General features: G+C 65.9%; 18 protein-coding genes. 10 read left to right on the top strand and 8 right to left on the bottom strand.

What is annotated here, in order from left to right:
* The first annotated feature begins 37 nt into the window (after positions 1 to 37).
* The 8 genes from VHK65_04835 (at position 38) to VHK65_04870 (ending at position 7,503) form a co-directional block, all read left to right on the top strand.
* A complete protein-coding gene (locus VHK65_04835) occupies positions 38 to 1,519 on the top strand; it encodes an FAD-linked oxidase C-terminal domain-containing protein (GenBank protein HVS05475.1) in 1,482 nt (493 codons plus the stop codon).
* A gap of 17 nt (positions 1,520 to 1,536) precedes the next feature.
* Complete coding sequence (locus VHK65_04840) at positions 1,537 to 2,799, top strand: FAD-binding oxidoreductase (GenBank protein ID HVS05476.1); 1,263 nt, start codon at positions 1,537 to 1,539, stop codon at positions 2,797 to 2,799.
* A 10-nt stretch (positions 2,800 to 2,809) separates the two neighbouring features.
* On the top strand, positions 2,810 to 4,168 hold the full coding sequence (locus tag VHK65_04845; protein ID HVS05477.1) for a (Fe-S)-binding protein: 1,359 nt from the start codon (positions 2,810 to 2,812) through the stop codon (positions 4,166 to 4,168).
* A 5-nt stretch (positions 4,169 to 4,173) separates the two neighbouring features.
* Positions 4,174 to 5,217: a methionyl-tRNA formyltransferase gene (locus tag VHK65_04850; protein ID HVS05478.1), complete on the top strand. Its 1,044-nt coding sequence runs from the start codon at positions 4,174 to 4,176 to the stop codon at positions 5,215 to 5,217.
* Positions 5,218 to 5,288: 71 nt separating this feature from the next.
* Positions 5,289 to 5,681 carry an iron-sulfur cluster insertion protein ErpA gene (gene erpA / locus VHK65_04855; protein ID HVS05479.1) on the top strand — a complete coding sequence of 131 codons (393 nt, stop codon included), beginning with the start codon at positions 5,289 to 5,291 and terminating at the stop codon, positions 5,679 to 5,681.
* A 141-nt stretch (positions 5,682 to 5,822) separates the two neighbouring features.
* Positions 5,823 to 6,254 carry a response regulator gene (locus VHK65_04860; GenBank protein HVS05480.1) on the top strand — a complete coding sequence of 144 codons (432 nt, stop codon included), beginning with the start codon at positions 5,823 to 5,825 and terminating at the stop codon, positions 6,252 to 6,254.
* A 73-nt stretch (positions 6,255 to 6,327) separates the two neighbouring features.
* A complete protein-coding gene (locus VHK65_04865) occupies positions 6,328 to 7,194 on the top strand; it encodes a trypsin-like peptidase domain-containing protein (GenBank protein HVS05481.1) in 867 nt (288 codons plus the stop codon).
* Positions 7,195 to 7,248: 54 nt separating this feature from the next.
* Complete coding sequence (locus tag VHK65_04870; GenBank protein HVS05482.1) at positions 7,249 to 7,503, top strand: hypothetical protein; 255 nt, start codon at positions 7,249 to 7,251, stop codon at positions 7,501 to 7,503.
* A 15-nt stretch (positions 7,504 to 7,518) separates the two neighbouring features.
* Here VHK65_04870 and hpt read toward each other — a convergent pair whose 3' ends face one another.
* The 3 genes from hpt to VHK65_04885 form a co-directional block, all read right to left on the bottom strand.
* Positions 7,519 to 8,043: a hypoxanthine phosphoribosyltransferase gene (hpt, locus tag VHK65_04875; protein HVS05483.1), complete on the bottom strand. Its 525-nt coding sequence runs from the start codon at positions 8,041 to 8,043 to the stop codon at positions 7,519 to 7,521.
* Positions 8,044 to 8,067: 24 nt separating this feature from the next.
* Positions 8,068 to 8,583 carry a CPBP family intramembrane glutamic endopeptidase gene (locus VHK65_04880; GenBank protein HVS05484.1) on the bottom strand — a complete coding sequence of 172 codons (516 nt, stop codon included), beginning with the start codon at positions 8,581 to 8,583 and terminating at the stop codon, positions 8,068 to 8,070.
* 83 nt (positions 8,584 to 8,666) lie between these two features.
* Positions 8,667 to 10,634 carry an LLM class flavin-dependent oxidoreductase gene (locus tag VHK65_04885; protein ID HVS05485.1) on the bottom strand — a complete coding sequence of 656 codons (1,968 nt, stop codon included), beginning with the start codon at positions 10,632 to 10,634 and terminating at the stop codon, positions 8,667 to 8,669.
* Positions 10,635 to 10,698: 64 nt separating this feature from the next.
* On the opposite strand from VHK65_04885, the gene VHK65_04890 reads away from it, so the two are divergent.
* The gene (locus VHK65_04890) at positions 10,699 to 11,400 is read left to right on the top strand and encodes a ubiquinone/menaquinone biosynthesis methyltransferase (protein ID HVS05486.1); all 702 of its coding nucleotides are present in this window, start codon (positions 10,699 to 10,701) and stop codon (positions 11,398 to 11,400) included.
* Between the two features lie 5 nt (positions 11,401 to 11,405).
* Complete coding sequence (pgsA, locus tag VHK65_04895; protein ID HVS05487.1) at positions 11,406 to 12,050, top strand: CDP-diacylglycerol--glycerol-3-phosphate 3-phosphatidyltransferase; 645 nt, start codon at positions 11,406 to 11,408, stop codon at positions 12,048 to 12,050.
* On the opposite strand, the gene VHK65_04900 is transcribed toward pgsA, so the two are convergent.
* Genes VHK65_04900 through VHK65_04920 form a run of 5 tightly spaced genes read right to left on the bottom strand, consistent with a single transcriptional unit; the run spans position 12,047 to position 17,801 of the window.
* Positions 12,047 to 13,105, bottom strand: a complete 1,059-nt coding sequence (locus tag VHK65_04900) for an amidohydrolase family protein (GenBank protein HVS05488.1) — start codon at positions 13,103 to 13,105, stop codon at positions 12,047 to 12,049. The two genes, pgsA and VHK65_04900, sit on opposite strands and share 4 nt — an antisense overlap.
* Positions 13,026 to 13,988 carry an ABC transporter permease gene (locus VHK65_04905; protein ID HVS05489.1) on the bottom strand — a complete coding sequence of 321 codons (963 nt, stop codon included), beginning with the start codon at positions 13,986 to 13,988 and terminating at the stop codon, positions 13,026 to 13,028. The genes VHK65_04900 and VHK65_04905 overlap by 80 nt, the downstream gene beginning before the upstream one ends.
* The gene (locus VHK65_04910; protein HVS05490.1) at positions 13,985 to 15,106 is read right to left on the bottom strand and encodes an ABC transporter permease; all 1,122 of its coding nucleotides are present in this window, start codon (positions 15,104 to 15,106) and stop codon (positions 13,985 to 13,987) included. The genes VHK65_04905 and VHK65_04910 overlap by 4 nt, the downstream gene beginning before the upstream one ends.
* Positions 15,107 to 15,140: 34 nt before the next feature.
* A complete protein-coding gene (locus VHK65_04915; GenBank protein HVS05491.1) occupies positions 15,141 to 16,640 on the bottom strand; it encodes an ABC transporter ATP-binding protein in 1,500 nt (499 codons plus the stop codon).
* Between the two features lie 57 nt (positions 16,641 to 16,697).
* Positions 16,698 to 17,801: a BMP family ABC transporter substrate-binding protein gene (locus VHK65_04920; protein ID HVS05492.1), complete on the bottom strand. Its 1,104-nt coding sequence runs from the start codon at positions 17,799 to 17,801 to the stop codon at positions 16,698 to 16,700.
* Positions 17,802 to 17,841 lie beyond the last annotated feature (40 nt).

Genomic DNA, 17,841 nt, shown 5'->3' on the forward strand with positions numbered 1-17,841 from the left:
CGGGGGAGGGTCGGGGTGGGGCGTACGCTTTAGCAAAATGGAAGCGGTGGATCGCGATCAGCTACTGGGCCGGATTCGCGGCGTGGTTGGCGATCACTACGCGTTCGCGGATCCCTACGAGATGCGGCTCTACCAGTACGACGCCAGTCCCGAGACGGCGCTGCCGGATATCGTCGTCATCCCGGGGACGGCGAAGGAGGTCGCGCAGCTTGTCAAGATGTGCTGCGACGCCGGCGTGCCGATCACGGCGCGCTCAGGCGCCAGCAGCCTGGCCGGGGGCACCGTCCCGGTCGAGGGCGGAGTCGTCATCACGTTCGCCCGGATGGACCGCATCCTCGAGATCGATATCGACAACCTGCGCGCGGTGGTCCAGCCCGGTGTCGTCAACCTGGCGCTGAGTCAGGCGCTCAAACCGCATGGCTACTACTACGCACCCGACCCGTCGAGCCAGGGTGCTTGCACCATAGGAGGGAACGTCGCCACCAACGCCGGTGGCCCGCACACCCTCCTCTACGGCGTCACGGTCAACCACGTCACCGGCCTCGAGGTCGCCCTCGCCAGCGGCGAGCTGGTGCAAGTCGGCGGGCGCAACGTCGCGGAGGCCATCGGCTATGACCTGACAGGTGTCCTGGTCGGATCGGAGGGAACGATGGGGGTCGTCACGCGGGTCTGGGTGAAGATCCAGCCCCTGCCGCCGGTGCAAAAGACCTTGATGGCTGTCTACCCCGATGTTGCCTCCGCGAGCAACGCCGTGTCCGCCATCGTGCGTACCGGGATCCTTCCCGCCGCCATGGAGATGATGGACAAGCTCTCCATCCAGGCGATCGAAGCGGCATCGCACGCGGGCTATCCACTGGATGCCGGCGCGGTCTTGCTGCTCGAAGTCGACGGCACGCCAGAGGTCGCCGAGGAGCTCGGCGAGCGGATGGCGAAGGTCTGTCGCGAGAACGGTGCCACCGAGGTGCGTGTCGCGCGCAACGAGGGGGAACGCCAGGCACTCTGGAAAGGCCGCAAGGGGGCGTTCTCCGCGATGGGTCGCCTATCGTCCGATTTCTACGTGATGGATGGCGTCGTGCCGCGAACCAAGTTGCCCGAGACGCTCGCGAAGATCGACGCCATCAGCGAGCGAACCGGCTTCAAGATTTGCAATGTCTTCCATGCGGGCGACGGCAATCTTCACCCCCTCGTCCTTTTCGACGCCTTCAAAGCCGGCCAGTATGAAGCGGTGCTGCGGATCGGGGACGAGATCCTGAAACTCTGCGCGGATGCCGGCGGATCGGTGACCGGGGAACACGGAATCGGGCTGGAAAAGCGTGAGAACATCCGCTACGTCTTTTCCGACGACGACCTCGAGGTGATGGATCGTGTTCGCCGTGTTTTCGATCCGCAACGCCTGATGAACCCCGGAAAAGTGTTTCCCAGCAAAGGCGCCAAGCCTCCACGTGTGCCGATACCGGAAGGATCCCCTCGACGACAGCCGCGCGCCGCCGTTCCCGCGGGAGACGACGTGTGGGTGTGAAGGCGCGTCCGCAAGCATTGCCCGGGCAAGAGATCACCGTCGACGAGCAACGAACCTTCAGCGTGGATGGTCTGTTGCCGTCGACCGTGATGCGCCCGAACGATGCCGGTGAAGCCGCGCGTGACCTGCACGCCTGTGACGAGGGGCCGGCCGCCGTCGTGGTCTGGGGCGGAGGGACGCAGATGCGGCTGGGCGCCCCACCCAGGCGGTACGAGGTTGCGTTTTCGACCGAACGGATGACGCGTCTGCTCGAGTACGAGCCGGCCGACCTCACCTGCCGAGTCGAGGCAGGGATGCGGCTCAGCGACCTGCAGGCGGCGCTGCGGGCCCAGGGTCAGAGGCTCCCGCTCGATCCACCGCATCCCGAACACGCGACGGTCGGCGGGATGGTCGCAGCCAACACCAACGGCCTTACCCGCGGGCGCTATGGCACCGTCCGCGACTGGGTGATCGGCATCGCAGTGGCGTACCCGTCTGGCAAGGTCGCGCGAGCGGGCGGCAAGGTTGTCAAGAACGTCGCGGGCTATGACCTGATGAAGCTGCACATCGGCGCGCTCGGCACGCTGGGCGTGGTCGCGGAAGTGAACTTCAAAGTCCAGGCCCGGCCCGAGGCGGAAGCGACGTTGCTGGCCCACTTCGAGGCGCCGGGGCCCGCCCTCGCGGTGGGGCTCAAGCTGGCCCGCCAGTACCTCGCGCCCGCTGCCGCCATCGTCCTCGACGGTGAGACCTTTTCCGAGTTTCTCCCTCCCCCGCATGCAGGGGAGGGTCGGGGTGGGGGCCCGGCCCAGTGGACCCTCGCTCTGAAGCTGGAAGGCTATGCCCGCGAGGTCGATGCGGCCAAGGACGTGGCCATTGGGTTCATCCACGAGTCCGGCGGCGTTGTCGATGAACCGGGGATCCCGCCCTCTTTCTGGGACGCCGCCAGGGACTGGTCCGCTCCCGCGGACGAGGGGGTGGTGCTTCGCGCCGTCGTTCCTCTTAACTCAAGCCAAAACTTGATCGCGGCCGTTCGGGCGGATGCCCGGGTGCTGGCCCAGCCCGCGTCGGGCGTGGTCGACGTCCGGGTGCCGGCGACATCGGCCGCCGGGACCCTCTCACGGTTGCGCGACGCGGCCGGCGCCGAGGGGCAGGTGGTGGTCGCTGCGGCTCCCGTCGCCGTCAAACAGGCCGTTGACGTCTGGGGACCGCCGCCACCCGGCTTTCCCATCATGCGTGCCCTCAAGCAGGCCCTCGATCCGAATGGGATCCTCAACCCGGGCCGGTTCGTGGGCGGGATTTAGTGGTGAGCCGATGACCGAACTGTCCACCCTCGACTTCAAGGCGCAGCTCCAGCGGGATGGCGTGCCAACCCCGGCCACCGGCATCGACATGGACCTGGTCCGCGACTGCATTCACTGCGGGCTCTGCCTCCCCAAGTGCCCGACCTTCCGCACCCTGCACCACGAGGGCGACAGCCCGCGCGGGCGGATGTGGCAAATCAAAGAGGCGACGCTCGGCCTGGTGGCCTTCGATGACCCGCGCTTTCAGGCCCACATCTATCAGTGCTTCAACTGCCGTGCTTGCGAAACCGCCTGCCCGTCCGGCGTCCAGTTCGGAACCGTGATGGAGATGGCTCGTGCGAAGACCCCACCCCAGAATCGCCGCGACCGGATGGTGCGGGCCGTGCTCCTCAACGGGTTGCTGCCGCATCCGCGTCGCTTGAAGATCGCCGGCTGGCTCTACCGCGCCACGCGCGCGCTGCGGCTGTCTGCGCTCTTACGCCGGAGCGGCGCCTGGAAGGTCCTGCCTCTGGGCAAGTTTGCGGCCTTCCCGCCCGTGGGTGATACGAGTCCGTATCGGACGCCACTGCCTGCGCTGACTCCGGCGCAGGGCGCCCGTCGCGCCCGCGTCGGCCTGCTGACCGGCTGTGTCCAAGACGAGATGTTCCGGGGCACGAATCGCCGCACCGCGCTCGCCCTCGCGCGCAACGGCTGCGACGTGATCGTGCCATCGGCGCGCGTGTGCTGCGGCGCCCTGGCCTCGCACGCCGGGGAGGCGCAGACCGCCGAGCACCTCGCCGGCCTGACCATGGACGCTTTTGGCGGCCCGGGCCTCGACGCGGTGGTCGTCAACGCTGCGGGCTGCGGCTCGAACATGAAGGAGTACGAGGTGCAGCTCCGCAATGACGCCGGGCGCCGGGAGGCCACGCCGGCTTTCTCCAAGACGGTGAAGGATGCCTCGGAGTTCCTGATCGCGCTCGGCCTCCAACCACCGACTCGCGCCATCCGCCTCAAAGTCGCCTACCAGGACCCGTGCCACCTGTTGCACGGCCAGAAGGTGCACCGGCAGCCGAGACAGGTCCTCGCCATGATTCCCGGCATCGAGCTCGTCGAGATGAAGGAGTCAGATTGGTGTTGCGGCTCGGCTGGTGTCTACAACCTGACCCACCCGGAGATCTCCGAAGAGGCGCTCGGTTGGAAGGTGCGGAACATCATCGATTGCGGTGCGCAAGTGATCGCATCGGCCAACCCCGGGTGCGTCCTTCAGGTTGGGATGGGGCTGCAGCGCGCGGGCCACGACGTTCCCGTCGTTCATGTCATGGACCTGCTGGGCTGGGCGTACGGCGACGATCAGCAGCGCCCGCCGATCGTCCGCCGGGCGATGGCGTGAGGGAGGTGACGCTCGATCATCAGCCCGCCTTCGACGATCCCTGGCTCGATCAGCTGGCCACCCGCTTATGGTCGAAGCCGGAGTTTTCGATGGTCCCGATCGACCTCGAGGAGGTGCCGGCACAGCCGTACGCCGGTCGTCGCCTCGACGACCAGGGACCTCGGGTCGTGTTCTTCGGCATCCCGTCGGACTACGGGACCGCATTTCTGCTGCACCTGATCGAAAAGCGCGTCAACCTCGTGGCCGTTGTCTGCAGCACGCGCTGGCAACGCACTCACCCCAAGGCCGACTTGATCGCGCGAATTGCCGGGTATCTCGGCCGTCCGGTGGAGGTGACGGCCGACGCTAACTCGGATGCGTTTGTCCGCTGCCTCAGTGCCTACGAGCCCGACATCGTCGTCATGGCCAGCTTCGACCAGATCCTCGCGGCGCAGACGCTGGCCGTCCCGACCCGCGGCTGGCTCAACGTCCACCCGTCGCTGCTTCCCCGCCACCGTGGCCCAGAGCCGATCTACTGGACGATCGTCAATGGCGACCGGGAGGCCGGCATCACCGTCCACCAGACCGTGCCGCGGATCGACGCCGGGCCGATTCTGGCTCAACGGCGGGTCGAGGTTTACGACGAGGACACCGCGGGCACGCTCAGCAAACGGCTGGTGACGGAAGGCCTCGGCGCCCTTGACGAGACGCTGGCGCGACTGGAGGCTGGCCGGGCCGAGGGCATCGTTCCCCAGGCGGGCAGCGGGAGCTATGAGCCACCGGTCCGCCAGGTCGGGCTCGACTGGGACCAGCCGTTCGAGCAGATCGAGCGGCTGGTGCGTGCGGGCGACCCGGACCAGCCCCCCTTCTTCACCTATCGAGGCCGGCGCCGCTATGTCTACGGGATCCGAAGGGTGCGAGCCCGCTCCCGCGAAGGCCCTGGCGTCATTTCACCGCTTCCCGCAGGAGAGATGCTGGCGGCGGCAAAAGACACCGTCGTGGCGGTCCGCTGGCGGCCGGTCGGGCACACCCACGCGCTCCGCCCGCTGGCCAAACAGCAATTTCCCTAGCCGGCGTCACCGCTCCGTTACAGATCGAATCTGACCGAATTCGCGGGGGTTGGCCTTATAATGACTTCAATATGGCTCAGGAAATGATCGAACAAGACACCCAACTGATCAGTATTACGGACTCCGCCCTCACACAGTTGCGTGACCTCTTGCAGAAGCAGGGACGCCCGGAGATGGGCCTGCGCGTCTTCGTCCAGCCAGGCGGCTGCTCGGGCATGTCCTATGGCATGGGCTTCGAGGATCGCCCCGAAGACGGCGACGCGATCAGCAACGTCGGTGGCGTGCGGCTGTTTGTCGACTCGGTCAGCGCGCAGTACATCAAGGGTGCCGAGATCGATTTCGTTGACAGCCTGATGGGCGGCGGTTTTACGGTGCACAACCCCAACGCCGTCTCGAGCTGCTCATGCGGTAGCTCGTTCGACACCGGCGGCGACGCCGGCACCGCTCGCGGCTGCAGCCACTAGACCCAGAGCCCCGCACCGACGACGCGTTTTCATCACTGTGAAACCGTGTCAGAAAATGAGTGCTGTTCGGGAGCATTTTTCACTCTCCTCGTGGCTTGACCGCGCCGCCATCCGGCCTTACGCTGATAGCCCCTGAGGGAGATGATGGCGCCCCAGCCCCGCGTCCTGATGGTCGAAGATCATCCGGACATTGCTGATCTCTATCAGCTCAAGCTTCAACTCGAGGGTTATCGCGTCGCCGTCGCGTCGGACGGTGCCGTCGGGCTGAGCATGGCCCGCTCCCTGATGCCCGACCTCATCCTGCTCGATATCCATATGGCGCAGCTCGACGGGCTGCAGGTGCTCGCCGCGCTGCGCGAGGACAAGGCCACCGACGAAGTCCCGGTCATCGTCTGCAGCGAAGATGACAGCCCGCAGCTGATCCAGGAGGCGCACCGACTGGGCGCGGTCGCCTACCTGGTGAAAGTGAATCTTTTGCCCAGTCGCCTCAGCCAGACCGTTGGCGATGTGCTGGGCCAACGGGGCGAGTTCACCATCCAGGCCGGCCGCCCCGGTGCCCGGGAAGCGTCCTGACCCGCGCAAAGTCTTAGCTCCCTCTTAGCTGGCCATCATCGTTTCGTAAGGGTGCACCATCCATGATGAGGTCGTGATCGCGGAGCCTTTCGGCGCGCCAGAGCCGCCTTCAAGCCCGCCACCGCCGCCGCCACCGTCGGCGGCACCGCGAGGTGGTGGTCCGGGCTCTCGGACCGTGCTCCTGACGGCCGTGGTCGTGATCGGCGGACTCGCCGGCGGCGTGCTGGGCGCGGAGGCGGTCATCAGCCGCCTGCCTGCGGCAGCCGCCCCTTCAGCGAGCTCGAGTACGACATCGTCATCGACGACCAGCACAGTCGCCGCGCAGCCGTTGACCGCCGCCGCGATCTACCAGAAGGCCGCGCCGGGGGTGGTGACCATCACCACCGAGCTTGCTCGCCGCGGTCGGGTCGGCGAGGGCACCGGATCGGGAATCGTGCTCGATACCGCCGGCAACATCCTGACCAATGAGCATGTGATATCCGGGGCGAGCCAGATCCAGGTGACGTTCAGCGACGGCAAAACGGTGGCTGCCACAGTGGCCGGGTCGAGCACCAGCGCCGACCTGGCGGTCGTTCACGTTTCGGTGGCGGCGTCGAGCCTGCACCCGCTCGCGCTCGGGGACTCGAACACGGTTCGCGTTGGCGACGCGGCATATGCCATCGGCGCCCCCTTCGGACTCGCCGAAACGATGACGTCGGGTGTCATCTCCGGGCTCAATCGGAGTAATCAGAGCACCGGGCTCACCGGCCTGATCCAGACCGACGCGCCAATCAACCCCGGGAACTCGGGTGGCGCATTGCTGAACTCGCTTGGTCAGGTGGTGGGCATCAACGATTCCATTGAGAGCCCCGTTGCCGGCAATGTGGGCGTCGGATTCGCTATCCCGATCAACGCCGCCAAGAAGCTCCTGACCACGCTCGAGGGTGGCGCGAACCAGTAACGTTAGCGAATTCCCATCATCGCGTTCGTCATCTTCCTGGTCATCGCCGTCCTGGTGATTAATCCTGCCGGTATTGGCCGGCGAGTCTTTTCTCCTTACTACGCCTACATCGATCACATGCCCCGCACGCTTCGCCTTGGCTGGCAGGGCGTGACGCTGCTGATCGCGGTGCTGTTTCTCGCGTCGACGCTATTTCCCGCTCAGGTCAACGCGTTATTGCGGCTCGCTAACCCCTGGGGTGGGTTGCTTCTGTTTTTCGTCGCCGTCATCATCTTCGTCGGGATCGTTGGACAACGGCCGCGTCGCTAACCGAGGATTCCTGAGCTACGGCTCGAGGATGTGGACCGCAGTGAGGTTCCGGTAAAGCTCGTCGAAATCGAGCCCGTAGCCGACGACAAACTCGTTGGGGATGTCAAACCCCTTGTAGGAGATCGGGACCGGCGTGATGCGGCGTTCCTCTTTGTTGAGAAGGACGCAGAGCTTCAGCGACTTCGGTCGATGGCGCTGGACATGGTCGAACAAGAACGAGGTCGTCAACCCAGTGTCGATGATGTCCTCCACCATCAAGACGTCACGCCCGGTGACGTCCATGGTGAGGTCCTTGAGCAGTTGGACGTGTCCCGATGATTGGGTTTCGGCACCGTAGCTGCTGACCGCGACGTAATCGAAGTTCACGGGGACTGTCAGATGGCGGCTGAGGTCCGTCGCGAAACAGACTGAGCCCTTGAGAACCGAGAGCAGGATGAGCGGTCGCTCCAGGCCCTGGTAGTCCCGGGAAACTTGCTCAGCCATCTCGCGCACGCATTTCTGGATGGCATCGCCGCTGATCAGCTCCCGTCCTAGCTTCAATTTGGTCTCGAGGATGGCATCACTTTACCCGGTCGGCGCGATCAGAAAGATCCAGATATCCCAGGAGACATGACTGATGATCAGCGGAGCGAGGCGTTGTTCTTTCGCATAGAGCGCCCCCCAGTAGAGGCCGGCTGTGGCCGCGGCACCGGTAAGCGTCAGGTTTGCGGACACGAGGTGGACGCCGCCGTAGATCGACGACGCGATCAGTGTGCCGCGGACGCGTCCGTAGCGTCGCATCAGGCCTCGCTGAACCAGACCTCGCCAGAACAGTTCCTCGCCAGGGCCAATGACAAGACCGAGCGCCGTTGCGATCGCGGGGCGTGGGCCCGCCGTCCGCAGCTCGTAGATCCGGCCGATCTCGCGATCGCCGGCGGGCATGATTCGCCGCGCCATCCGGTCGCCGACCTGGAAGATTGCGTACAGTCCAGCCGCCGAACCCAACCCCTTGGCGAAATCCCGGAGGCGCGGCCGTTCGCGGCGCAGGGCGGGCTCGGCGGCAAGTGCGTAGGCGCCCAGGCCGCCAACCCCAAGCGTCATCCGGAGCCAGAACTGCGACCGCGGTCCGCGGAAGGCGGCCGTCCAGACCGCGGCGGCCAGGCCCAGGCCGGCAATAACGCGCTTCAGCGGACTGCCGATCCCGCGACCAGGCCGACCAGCAGCAGGACTCCGAAGGCGCTGTGCAGGCGGGCCGTCATGAGGTCGATCATCGCGATCGCGCGCAGGTGGCCCTCGGCTCCGCGCTCGGCATCACGAAGGATCAACGCCATCAGCGGCAGGCTGAACAGCGTGAGGAGCGCGAGCTTCGGCAGGGCGCCGACCATCACCGCCAGGCCGACGGCGACGTAGGCCCCGAGAACGAGCATCACGTAAACCCAGTGCGCCGCCTCCCGGCCGACCTGGGCCGAGAAGGTTGTAAATCCGTGCCGCGTGTCCTCCGCGACGTCGCGCCACTCATTCCCGTGCAGGATCGCCGTCACCAGCAGTCCGACCGGGAGCGAGACGATCAGCAGGTTCGGGTCGAAGGCGCCGGTCACCGCGAAATATGAACCCACAACCATCAGGGGCCCCATCAAGAGGAAGACAAGAGGCAAACCGAGCGCCCGGTACTTGTACTGGAAGGGTGGGGCGGTATAGAAGTAGCCGCCGATGAAGCCGATCAATCCGAGCAGCACGATGGGCCAGCCCCGCTGGAGCAGGAGGAAGATGCCCATCAGGAGGGCAAGGATGAATCCCGACCAGGCGACCACGAAGGCATCGCGCTCGGTGATCCGGCCCTTGAGGATCGCCATCGACATCCGGGGAGACGTGATCGAGTCGATTCCGTGCCGAACGTCATAGATCTCGTTGATCACGTTGGTTTCGATATGCAAACCGAGCGCCCCGAGCAACGCGGCGACGAAGAGCGGCCAGTGCATCCGTCCCTGGCTGAGCGCGATCGCGCCGCCCACCGAGACCGGCAACACCGATGCGGTGAAGCTGAACGGGCGGACGACCTCCCAGGCCCCGCCCAGCCTACGACCAATCCCGGGCCTTTCTTTCCCTCCCCCTCTGGGGGAGGGCAGGGAGGGGGCTGTGGCGGCCGTCACCGACTCAGAGGCGTAGGCGACCGCGGCGTCGAGGACCGCGTCGACCTGGGCCGTCTCCTGCAGGATCGGCTGCAGCAGCGGAACATCCATGCCGGCGTCATGGTAGGCAGCCGCACGCGCCGCCACGTCTTTCACGGAGCCACAGAGGATGAAGGCGTCCAGCAGCTCGTCGGGGATCAGTTCTCCAGCGCGGTGATAATCCTCAGCTCGCCAGGCGGTCGCGATCTGGCTGCGCAGCGCCGGGTCGAATCCCGCGCGCTTCATCGAGATGTCGCTGAGAACTGAGATCATGTAAATGACGAACGGCTCGCGCTTGGCCCGGTTCAGCGCTTCCTGCCGGCTGCTGTCGAAGAGGCAGAGGAGGTAGCCACGGAAATCGATGTCGCTGGCCGAGCGACCATGGGCCGAGGCACTCTCGAGGACGCGGGCGCGCATCTTCTGGAAGGCCGGCAGCGATTCCGCGGGACGGGCCAGGTAGCCGTCGGCTTTCTCGCCGCAGAGGTCCAGGAAGGGTGTGCGGTAGGCCGCGATGTAGATCGGGATCCGGTGCGGCGGTTGAAACATCGGTTGGAGCGGAGGGACTTTGTCATTGAGCGTCAGCGGCTGGCCGTTCCATAGCCGGCGGATCTGGTCGATCGATTCCGAAACGCGGGCGACCGTGTCGTCGTAGGGGATCGCCATCTGCGCAAGCCGCAGCGGCAAGCCGCTTCCCAGGGCCAGCGTGACCCGGCGCGGCGCGAGATCATCGAGGGCCGACATCGTCATCGCCACCACGACCGGATGGCGGGTGTACGGGTTGAGGGCGCCGGCACCCAGTCCGATGCGGCGCGTTTCCATCCCCATCGCGCTCAGGTAGGTAATGGGATCGCGCTCGAAATAGCTGTCGTGGACCCAGATGGAATCGAGGCCGAGGTCCTCCGCCCGGCGCGCCCATGCCGCGGCTTCGCGCACGTCGCCCCGGGCCGCTAGCCCGATTCCGACTGGGCGGCCAAGCTCTGCCATGAGATCACCGTACTCCACGGCTGCACCGGTCGCAATCGGGATCCGGCCTGAGGCGGCCATAATCATGAACGTGGGGCAGGAGGCGCGGGCTGATCGAATCCGCCAGATGTTCGACCAGGTGGCCGCCCGATACGACGCTCGCAACCGGCTCTTCAGCGCGGACCGCGACCGCGCGTGGCGCCGCCGGGCCGCCCGCCGCGCGGCGCTTCGCCCGGGCCAGACGGCGCTCGACCTGTGCACCGGCACGGGCAGACTCGCCCATGAGCTCCTCCCGTATGTGGGTCCATCCGGCCGGGTAATCGGGATCGACTTCTCGCCCGCGATGCTAGAGCTGGCTCGCCAGCGTGAACCACGCGTCGAGTATCGCCTGGGTGACGTCACCCGGCTCAACGAGGCCGACGGCAGCGTCGATGCCGTCACCATCGCATTCGGCTTGCGCAACCTCGTCGACCGAGAGGCCGCGCTGCGCGAGATGTTTCGGGTCCTCCGCGCCGGCGGGCGCCTCGTCATCCTCGAGTTCGCTCCGCCGCCGCGTGGCTTGCTGATGCGCGCCTACCGCTTCTATCTCAGCCGTGTCATGCCGGTCGTCGTTGGCCTGCGAAGCGGCGACGAGGCGTCCGCGTACCGGTACCTGGCGGACACGGTGCAAGCCTTCCCCCGGCCGGCGGAGCTGGCGTGGCAGCTGGAGGGTCTGGGCTTTACGGTTTCGGTGGAGCGCATGACGGTCGGCATCGTCGCGCTCCATGTCGCGGTACGGCGGCGCTGATCGCCGTGGCATCCCTCTGGTCGGCTCCCAACCTACTCAGCTTCTCCCGGATCGTCGCGGCTCCCATCCTCTACGTCCTGATCGTTTCGGGTGGCCGTTACGGCTACCTGGCGGCGGCGGTGCTCTTCGTGCTGGCGTCTTTCACCGACACGCTCGACGGTGAGATCGCACGGCGCAGCAAGCAGGTGTCACCATTCGGCATCTATCTCGACACGACCGCCGACAAGATCCTGATCGCGGTCCTGCTGGTCGCGCTCGCCGCGGTCCATCTGGCTCCGGGTTGGATGGCCGCGGTGATCATAGCCCGCGAATTCTTGGTGACGGGGCTGCGTAGCTACGCGGCAGCGCTCGGCGTCGTCATCCCCGCCGGTGGCTGGGGAAAGGCCAAGACCATCATTACGATCGTCGCTCTCTTCCTGGTTTTGCTCGAGGGCGACGCCCGCCAGGGTGGCTTGCTGAGCAGCCACACCCCGCCCGGCAGCGTACTGGTGAGCCCGGCGGGACCATTCACGGTGGGCGTGTGGGGGCTGCTGATCGCGGTGATCTGGACGGTGGGCTCCGGCCTGGAGTACATCCGCGAGGCAATTCCTCTGCTGACCCTTGGGCGCCCGCTGGCCGACCCGGTGAGCGGGTCCGGCGACGAGGTCTAGTCCACTTTGAAGCGGAGGCCCGCCGCTTTGGCGAAATGGGCAATCCTGGAGTCAGAAAAATCGTCCGCCAGAATGCTCGCGCGAGATATGCCAGTCTGATCCACGACGACCAGTTCGCGGTAGGCAATTCCTCCTCTGGTTCGCTTCAGCCTGACTTCCAGGCGGGACACCTCCGCAATCGCCACTCTGCGAACGGAGAAAGGGGTACGCGCGACCAGGTTTCCGTCCTCAACAAACATCGTTGATTGTCGACCAAACACGTAAGCACCAAGGAACGCCACTCCAATGCAAAAGGCTGCTCCGCCCCCGAAGATCCAGGCCACGGCCGGATCGGTCGCTGTCACCGCCGCCCAAATCGACGCTCCGCCGAAAACCAGCATGACGGCCAGGCCGGCCCACACCCCCCACTGGGTGCTTGTGCCTAACTGGAGTTCGCGCGTTGGGGTTATCTGGATGTAATGACGGAGGCTGCAGATCCTTACGGCATGAAGTCGACTGGCTCCTCCGGGCGCCATCAGCCGGACGGCGTCGCTCTCGGTCGGTGCGTCGAAGAGGACCAGGTCTGCCCCACAGCCGGGCTCCAACCCGTAGTCGGTTAACCCAAGCGCGCCCGCGCCGTTGACGGTGATCATATCGATCAACGTCCGTATCTCCTCGAAGCCTGACATCTGCCCGGAGTGGGCGAGGGTGAAGGCCGCCTGGAGCGGGTCGGCCTTGCCGAGTGGGTACCAGAGATCCATCACCGAGTCGTGGCCAAGGCAGACATTGACCCCGGCGGCGAGCAGCTCTTTTGACCCATGTGTGCCCGCGGCGGATGGTGTAGTGATCGAGCGACCCTTGAGACCGCGTTGTCGAGCGGGTTGGTCACTATGTGCAACCCGGCCCGGCCAACATTGACGATCAGCCGGCCGGCGTAGGCGTTGTCGTATGAATGCATCGCGGTCGTGTGGCTGGCCGTCACGCGTCCCTGCATGTCTAGCGTTCCTCCCGGACGTAGGGAACGCCGAGCGACGCCGGAGCGCCGAGCCGACGCCGGGCCCAGCCGGTTGACACAAGGACGAGCACGACGATCGTCATCAGATAGGGGAGCGAGCCAAAGACCTCCGGCGGCAGATGCACCTGACGCGCCTGCAGGGTGAACGCGAGGCTCGAGAAGGCGCCAAAGAGGTACGCGCCGACCAGGGCCAGCTCCGGACGCCAGAAGGCGAAGATCACCAGCGCGATCGCGATCCAGCCGGCACCGGACGTCATACCGTCGAGCCAGCTGGGGGTGATGGCCAGGCTGAAAAACGCCCCGCCGATCCCCGCCAGCGCCCCGCCGATCATCACGTGGATGTAGCGGTAGGCCGTCACGTTGACGCCCATCGCGTCCGCGGTCCCAGGCGACTCGCCAACTGCTCGCAGGTGTAAGCCGGGTCGAGTTCGGTAGAGGTAGAAGAGGGTCAGCGCGACCAGCATCCAAGACACGTACGTCAGGGCATTCTGATGGAACAGGATCGGTCCGATCACCGGCGCGTCGCGAAGCCCGAGGACGTTGAGGGCGTCGAACTCGTGGCGGGCAGGCTTGCCGCCAAGATTCGCCACGTGGCCGATGTATGAGGAAAGCCCGCTGGCACCGGCGAAGATGGTGAGGGCCAGGCCGGACACGATCTGGCTCGCCCGCAGCGTGATCGTCAGGAAGGCGTGGATCGAGCTGGTGGCGGCGGCCGCCAGCGCGGCCACCACGACGGCGGTGAGCAGGCTCACCCAGCCTGGGCCGCCCACCGTCTGCACCGCCCAAAAGCCGGTGACCGCCCCGATCAGCATCATGCCCTCGACGCCAAGGTTCAGCACACCCGAACGTTCCGCCAGCAGTTCCCCGAGGGCGGCAAAGAGCAGCGGCGTTCCATATGAAATCGCCGACGCCGCGATCACCACCAACACGCTGTCGTTGATCACGCGACCCCTGCCGGACCCAGCTGTGGCGCCTTCCTCGTTGGACGACCGATCCGAATGCGATAGTGGACAAGCAGCTCACCGCCCAGGGCGCAGAACAGGATCAAACCCTGCAGAGTGCCGACCAGCCCCGCCGGAAAGGTAGCCCCCTGCAAGCTGAATCCGGCATTGGACAGCCCGCCGAGCAAGATGGCAACCACGATCACCGCAAACGGATTGAGGCGCGCCAGCGCGGCAACAACGATCCCGCCGTAGCCAAAGCTCGCCTGCTGAAGGCCGCGCGGATCGAGAACATGCCGAAAGTCACCGATCTCGCTGGCGCCACCAAGCCCGGCGAGCGCGCCGGATAGGGCCATCACCGCAACGATCTTCCGCCGGGTTCGAATGCCGGCGTAGTGTGCGGCGGCGCGTGAGTCACCGATGACACGGGCTTCGAACCCGAACCGGGTCGCGGTGTAGACGAGCCATAGGAATGCCGCTGCCACCATGCCGAGCAGCAAGCCAAGCGGGATGACGATTCCCCCGATTACAAAGCTCGGCCAGCTGCCGGCCTCCGAGAGGTACTTACCCTGCGGAAACACCCGAGCCGTGAAGCTGGACAGATCACGCCAGTAGGAATGGCTGTCGAAGATCAGGTAGCTCATGAGCAGCCCGGCCACGTAGTTGAGCATCAGCGAGGTGATGATTTCGTTGGTCCGGGTGTACGCTCGCAACACGCCCGGGATGGCCGCCCAGGCCGCGCCGGCGGCCAATCCTGCGACGACCATAGCTGGAATGATCATCAGCGCAGGCTGGCCGGATAGCGCGATGCCGATCCCGGATGCGCCGATCGCGCCGAGATAGAGCTGGCCCTCGGCGCCGATGTTCCAGGTCTGCATCCGGAAGGCTGCGGCGGCGGCGAGACCGGTCAACAATAGCGGGGTGGCACTCACGAGGGTGGCGCTCATCGCGCCGCTGGCAAAGAACCCGCGATCCAGCAACCGTGCCCAGGTTGCGATCGGATCGTGCCCGGTCAGGAACAGGATCATGCTGGACAGAATTGCCGCGCCGATTAGTGATCCCAGCGGCACCGCCACCACCAGCCAGCGTGCCCCGGTCAGTCGTCGCTCGATCCGGATCACGCGGGCGATCTCGCAATTCTGACTCGCATGACGGCTATGCCGCCCCCGCCATCATGAGGCCGAGCTGCTCCACGTCGGCGTGTTGACGATCGACGATGCCCGTGATGCGCCCGTCATAGAGCACTGCGATCCGATCGGCCAGCGCCAGGATCTCGTCGAGGTCTTCGCTGATGAGAAGGATGCCGACACCCCGCCCGGCCGCCTCCACTAGCAAACCGCGCACGGTGTCGGTGGCGCCGACGTCCAGGCCGCTGGTTGGCGAGCTGGCCACCAGGACCAGTGGGCCGCTGGAGAGCTCGCGGGCGAGCAAGACCTTCTGGATGTTGCCGCCGGAGAGCTGACGCGCCGGCGTGTGCGGGGTGGACGCGCCGATATTGAACCGCTGCATGAGATCTGTAGCGTTTGCCCGGATCCGGCCTGGATGCAGCACCCCATGCGTCGAGATTGGCGGTCGCCGATATGCCTTGAGGACCAGGTTGTCGGCGATGGAGAGGGAGGGGGCCACGCCGGTTCCCAGGCGATCATCGGGTACATAGGCGACGCCCCACTTGATCGGCTCGAGCGGGTCGCCGCCCCGCGTCACCCGGCCGGTCACGATGACCTTCCCGGCGGTCCGGCGCCGCATGCCCGTGATCACCTCGGCGAGCTCGCGCTGCCCATTGCCGGCCACTCCCGCAATGCCGACGATCTCACCGGCGTGCACTGTCAGGTTGACCTCACGGAGCGCGGGCGTGCCGAGGTCACCGGTAGCGCTGACGCCGCGTAGCTCGAGGGCGACCTGCCGCTCGGCCTGCGCCGGACCTTTCTTCTTCTGGGTGAAGACGACCTCCCGGCCGACCATCATCCTCGCGAGCTCGCGGGTGTTCGTGTCCTTCGTCATTACGGTACCGATCGCCCGCCCTTTGCGAAGGACCGTCACGCGATTCGAGACCGCCATGACTTCCTCCAATTTGTGCGAGATGAAGATGACGGCCCGCTGCTCGCCAGCCATCAACCGAAGGGTCTGGAATAGGTCGTCGGCCTCCTGGGGAGTCAGTTGCGAGGTCGGCTCGTCCAGGATTAGGATGCGGGCTCCGCGGTACAGTGCCTTGAGGATCTCGACCCGCTGCTGCTCACCAACCGACAGCTGCCAGATCCGGGCACGCGGGTTGACCGGCATCCGGTACCGCTGCGAAAGGTCCGCAATGCGACCTTCCACCACGCGAGGCTCCAGCAAGAGTCCGCGGTCCGCGGCGTCGCGATGCCCCAGCACCAGGTTCTCGGCGACGGTGAAGGAGGCCGCCAGCCGGAAATGCTGGTGGACCATCCCAACGCCGGCCTCGATTGCGTCGCGCGGCGAGTGAAACGCTACCGGCTTACCGTGAAGCTGGATCTCGCCCTCGTCGGGCCGGTAGAGCCCGGTGAGGATGTTTGAGAGCGTGGACTTTCCTGCGCCGTTCTCGCCCAGCAGGGCGTGAATCTCGCCCTGTGAGACTTCGAAGTCGATCTGGTCGTTGGCGATGACGCCGGGAAATCGCTTGCTGATCCCCCGCATGGTCACCGCCGGAACTTGTCCAGCGGCGACCATGTCAGTGGTGATGACGTTAAGGGCTTACGAGCCCTTTGGGCTGCCGATCACCCCTTGCACGAACCAGTCCATCGCGTAAAGGTCGGTGACGCTCAGCTTGGTGCCGGCCGGCACATGCGTGGCGCCGGTCTGGTCCTTCAGCGGACCCGCGAATTCGTAGAAGCTGCCGTTCTTCAGTGCGTCCATTTTCGCGCTGATCTGCGACTGGGTCGAGGACGGAACGGATTTTCCAAAGGGTGCCAGGCCAACCAACCCGTCGGACAGGCTGCCGTAATAGTTGTCCGACTTCCAGGTGCCGGCCATCGCCGCTTTCACCCGGTTGGCGTAGTACTGACCCCAGTGGTAGACCGTGCCAGTCAGCCAGATGTCCGGGGCGTAGGAGGACTGGTCAGAGTCGTAGCCGCTCCAGGGGACGCTAACGGCTTTTGCGGCGTCGCCCGTGGCGGGGCTATCCTGTCCCTGGCCGATCGCGTCGACGCCCACCGAGAGCAAGCTCTGGGCCGCCTGCTTCTCCTTGGTCGGGTCAAACCAGGTGTTCGTCCAGACGACCTGAACCGTCGCACCTGGGTGCGACGTTTGTGCCCCGAGCGTAATGGCGTTGATCTCGCGGATGACTTCGGGGATCGGGAACGGAGCAACGAAGCCGATCTTGCCTTTCTTGCTGGCGGCGCCAAGTGCCATGCCGGTCAGGTAATCGGCATCCTCCGCCGCGCCGAAGTACTCGCCCATGTTGGTGGCGGTCTTGGTGCCGGTCGCCTGCTCGAACTTGACGTCCGGGTGCTTGACGGCTTCGGAATAGAGCGCGTCCTGGAAGCCGAACGAGGTGCCGAAGATGATTTTGTTGCCGTCGCGGATCAGGTCCTCGACCACCTGGGCGACCTGCGGTCCCTCGGGCACGTTCTCTTTGTAGGTCGTTTGCACCCCACTGCCAAGCTGCTGCTCGACGTACTTCCGTCCCTCGTCGTGGGCCTGGGTCCAGCCATGGTCGGTTATGGGGCCGACGTAGATCCACGCTGCCTTGATGACGCTCGGAGTGCTGGACGTGCCGGTACTGGTGTTCGAGCTTCCGCATGCCCCCAATCCGAGCGCGGCCACCAGGGTCAGTGCAAATACGGCGGATTTCTTCATGTGGCTCCTCTCCCTGCCAGAATCCCCCAAATTCCAGTTG

Source organism: Candidatus Dormiibacterota bacterium (assembly GCA_035544955.1).
Classification (GTDB): domain Bacteria; phylum Chloroflexota; class Dormibacteria; order CF-121; family CF-121; genus CF-13.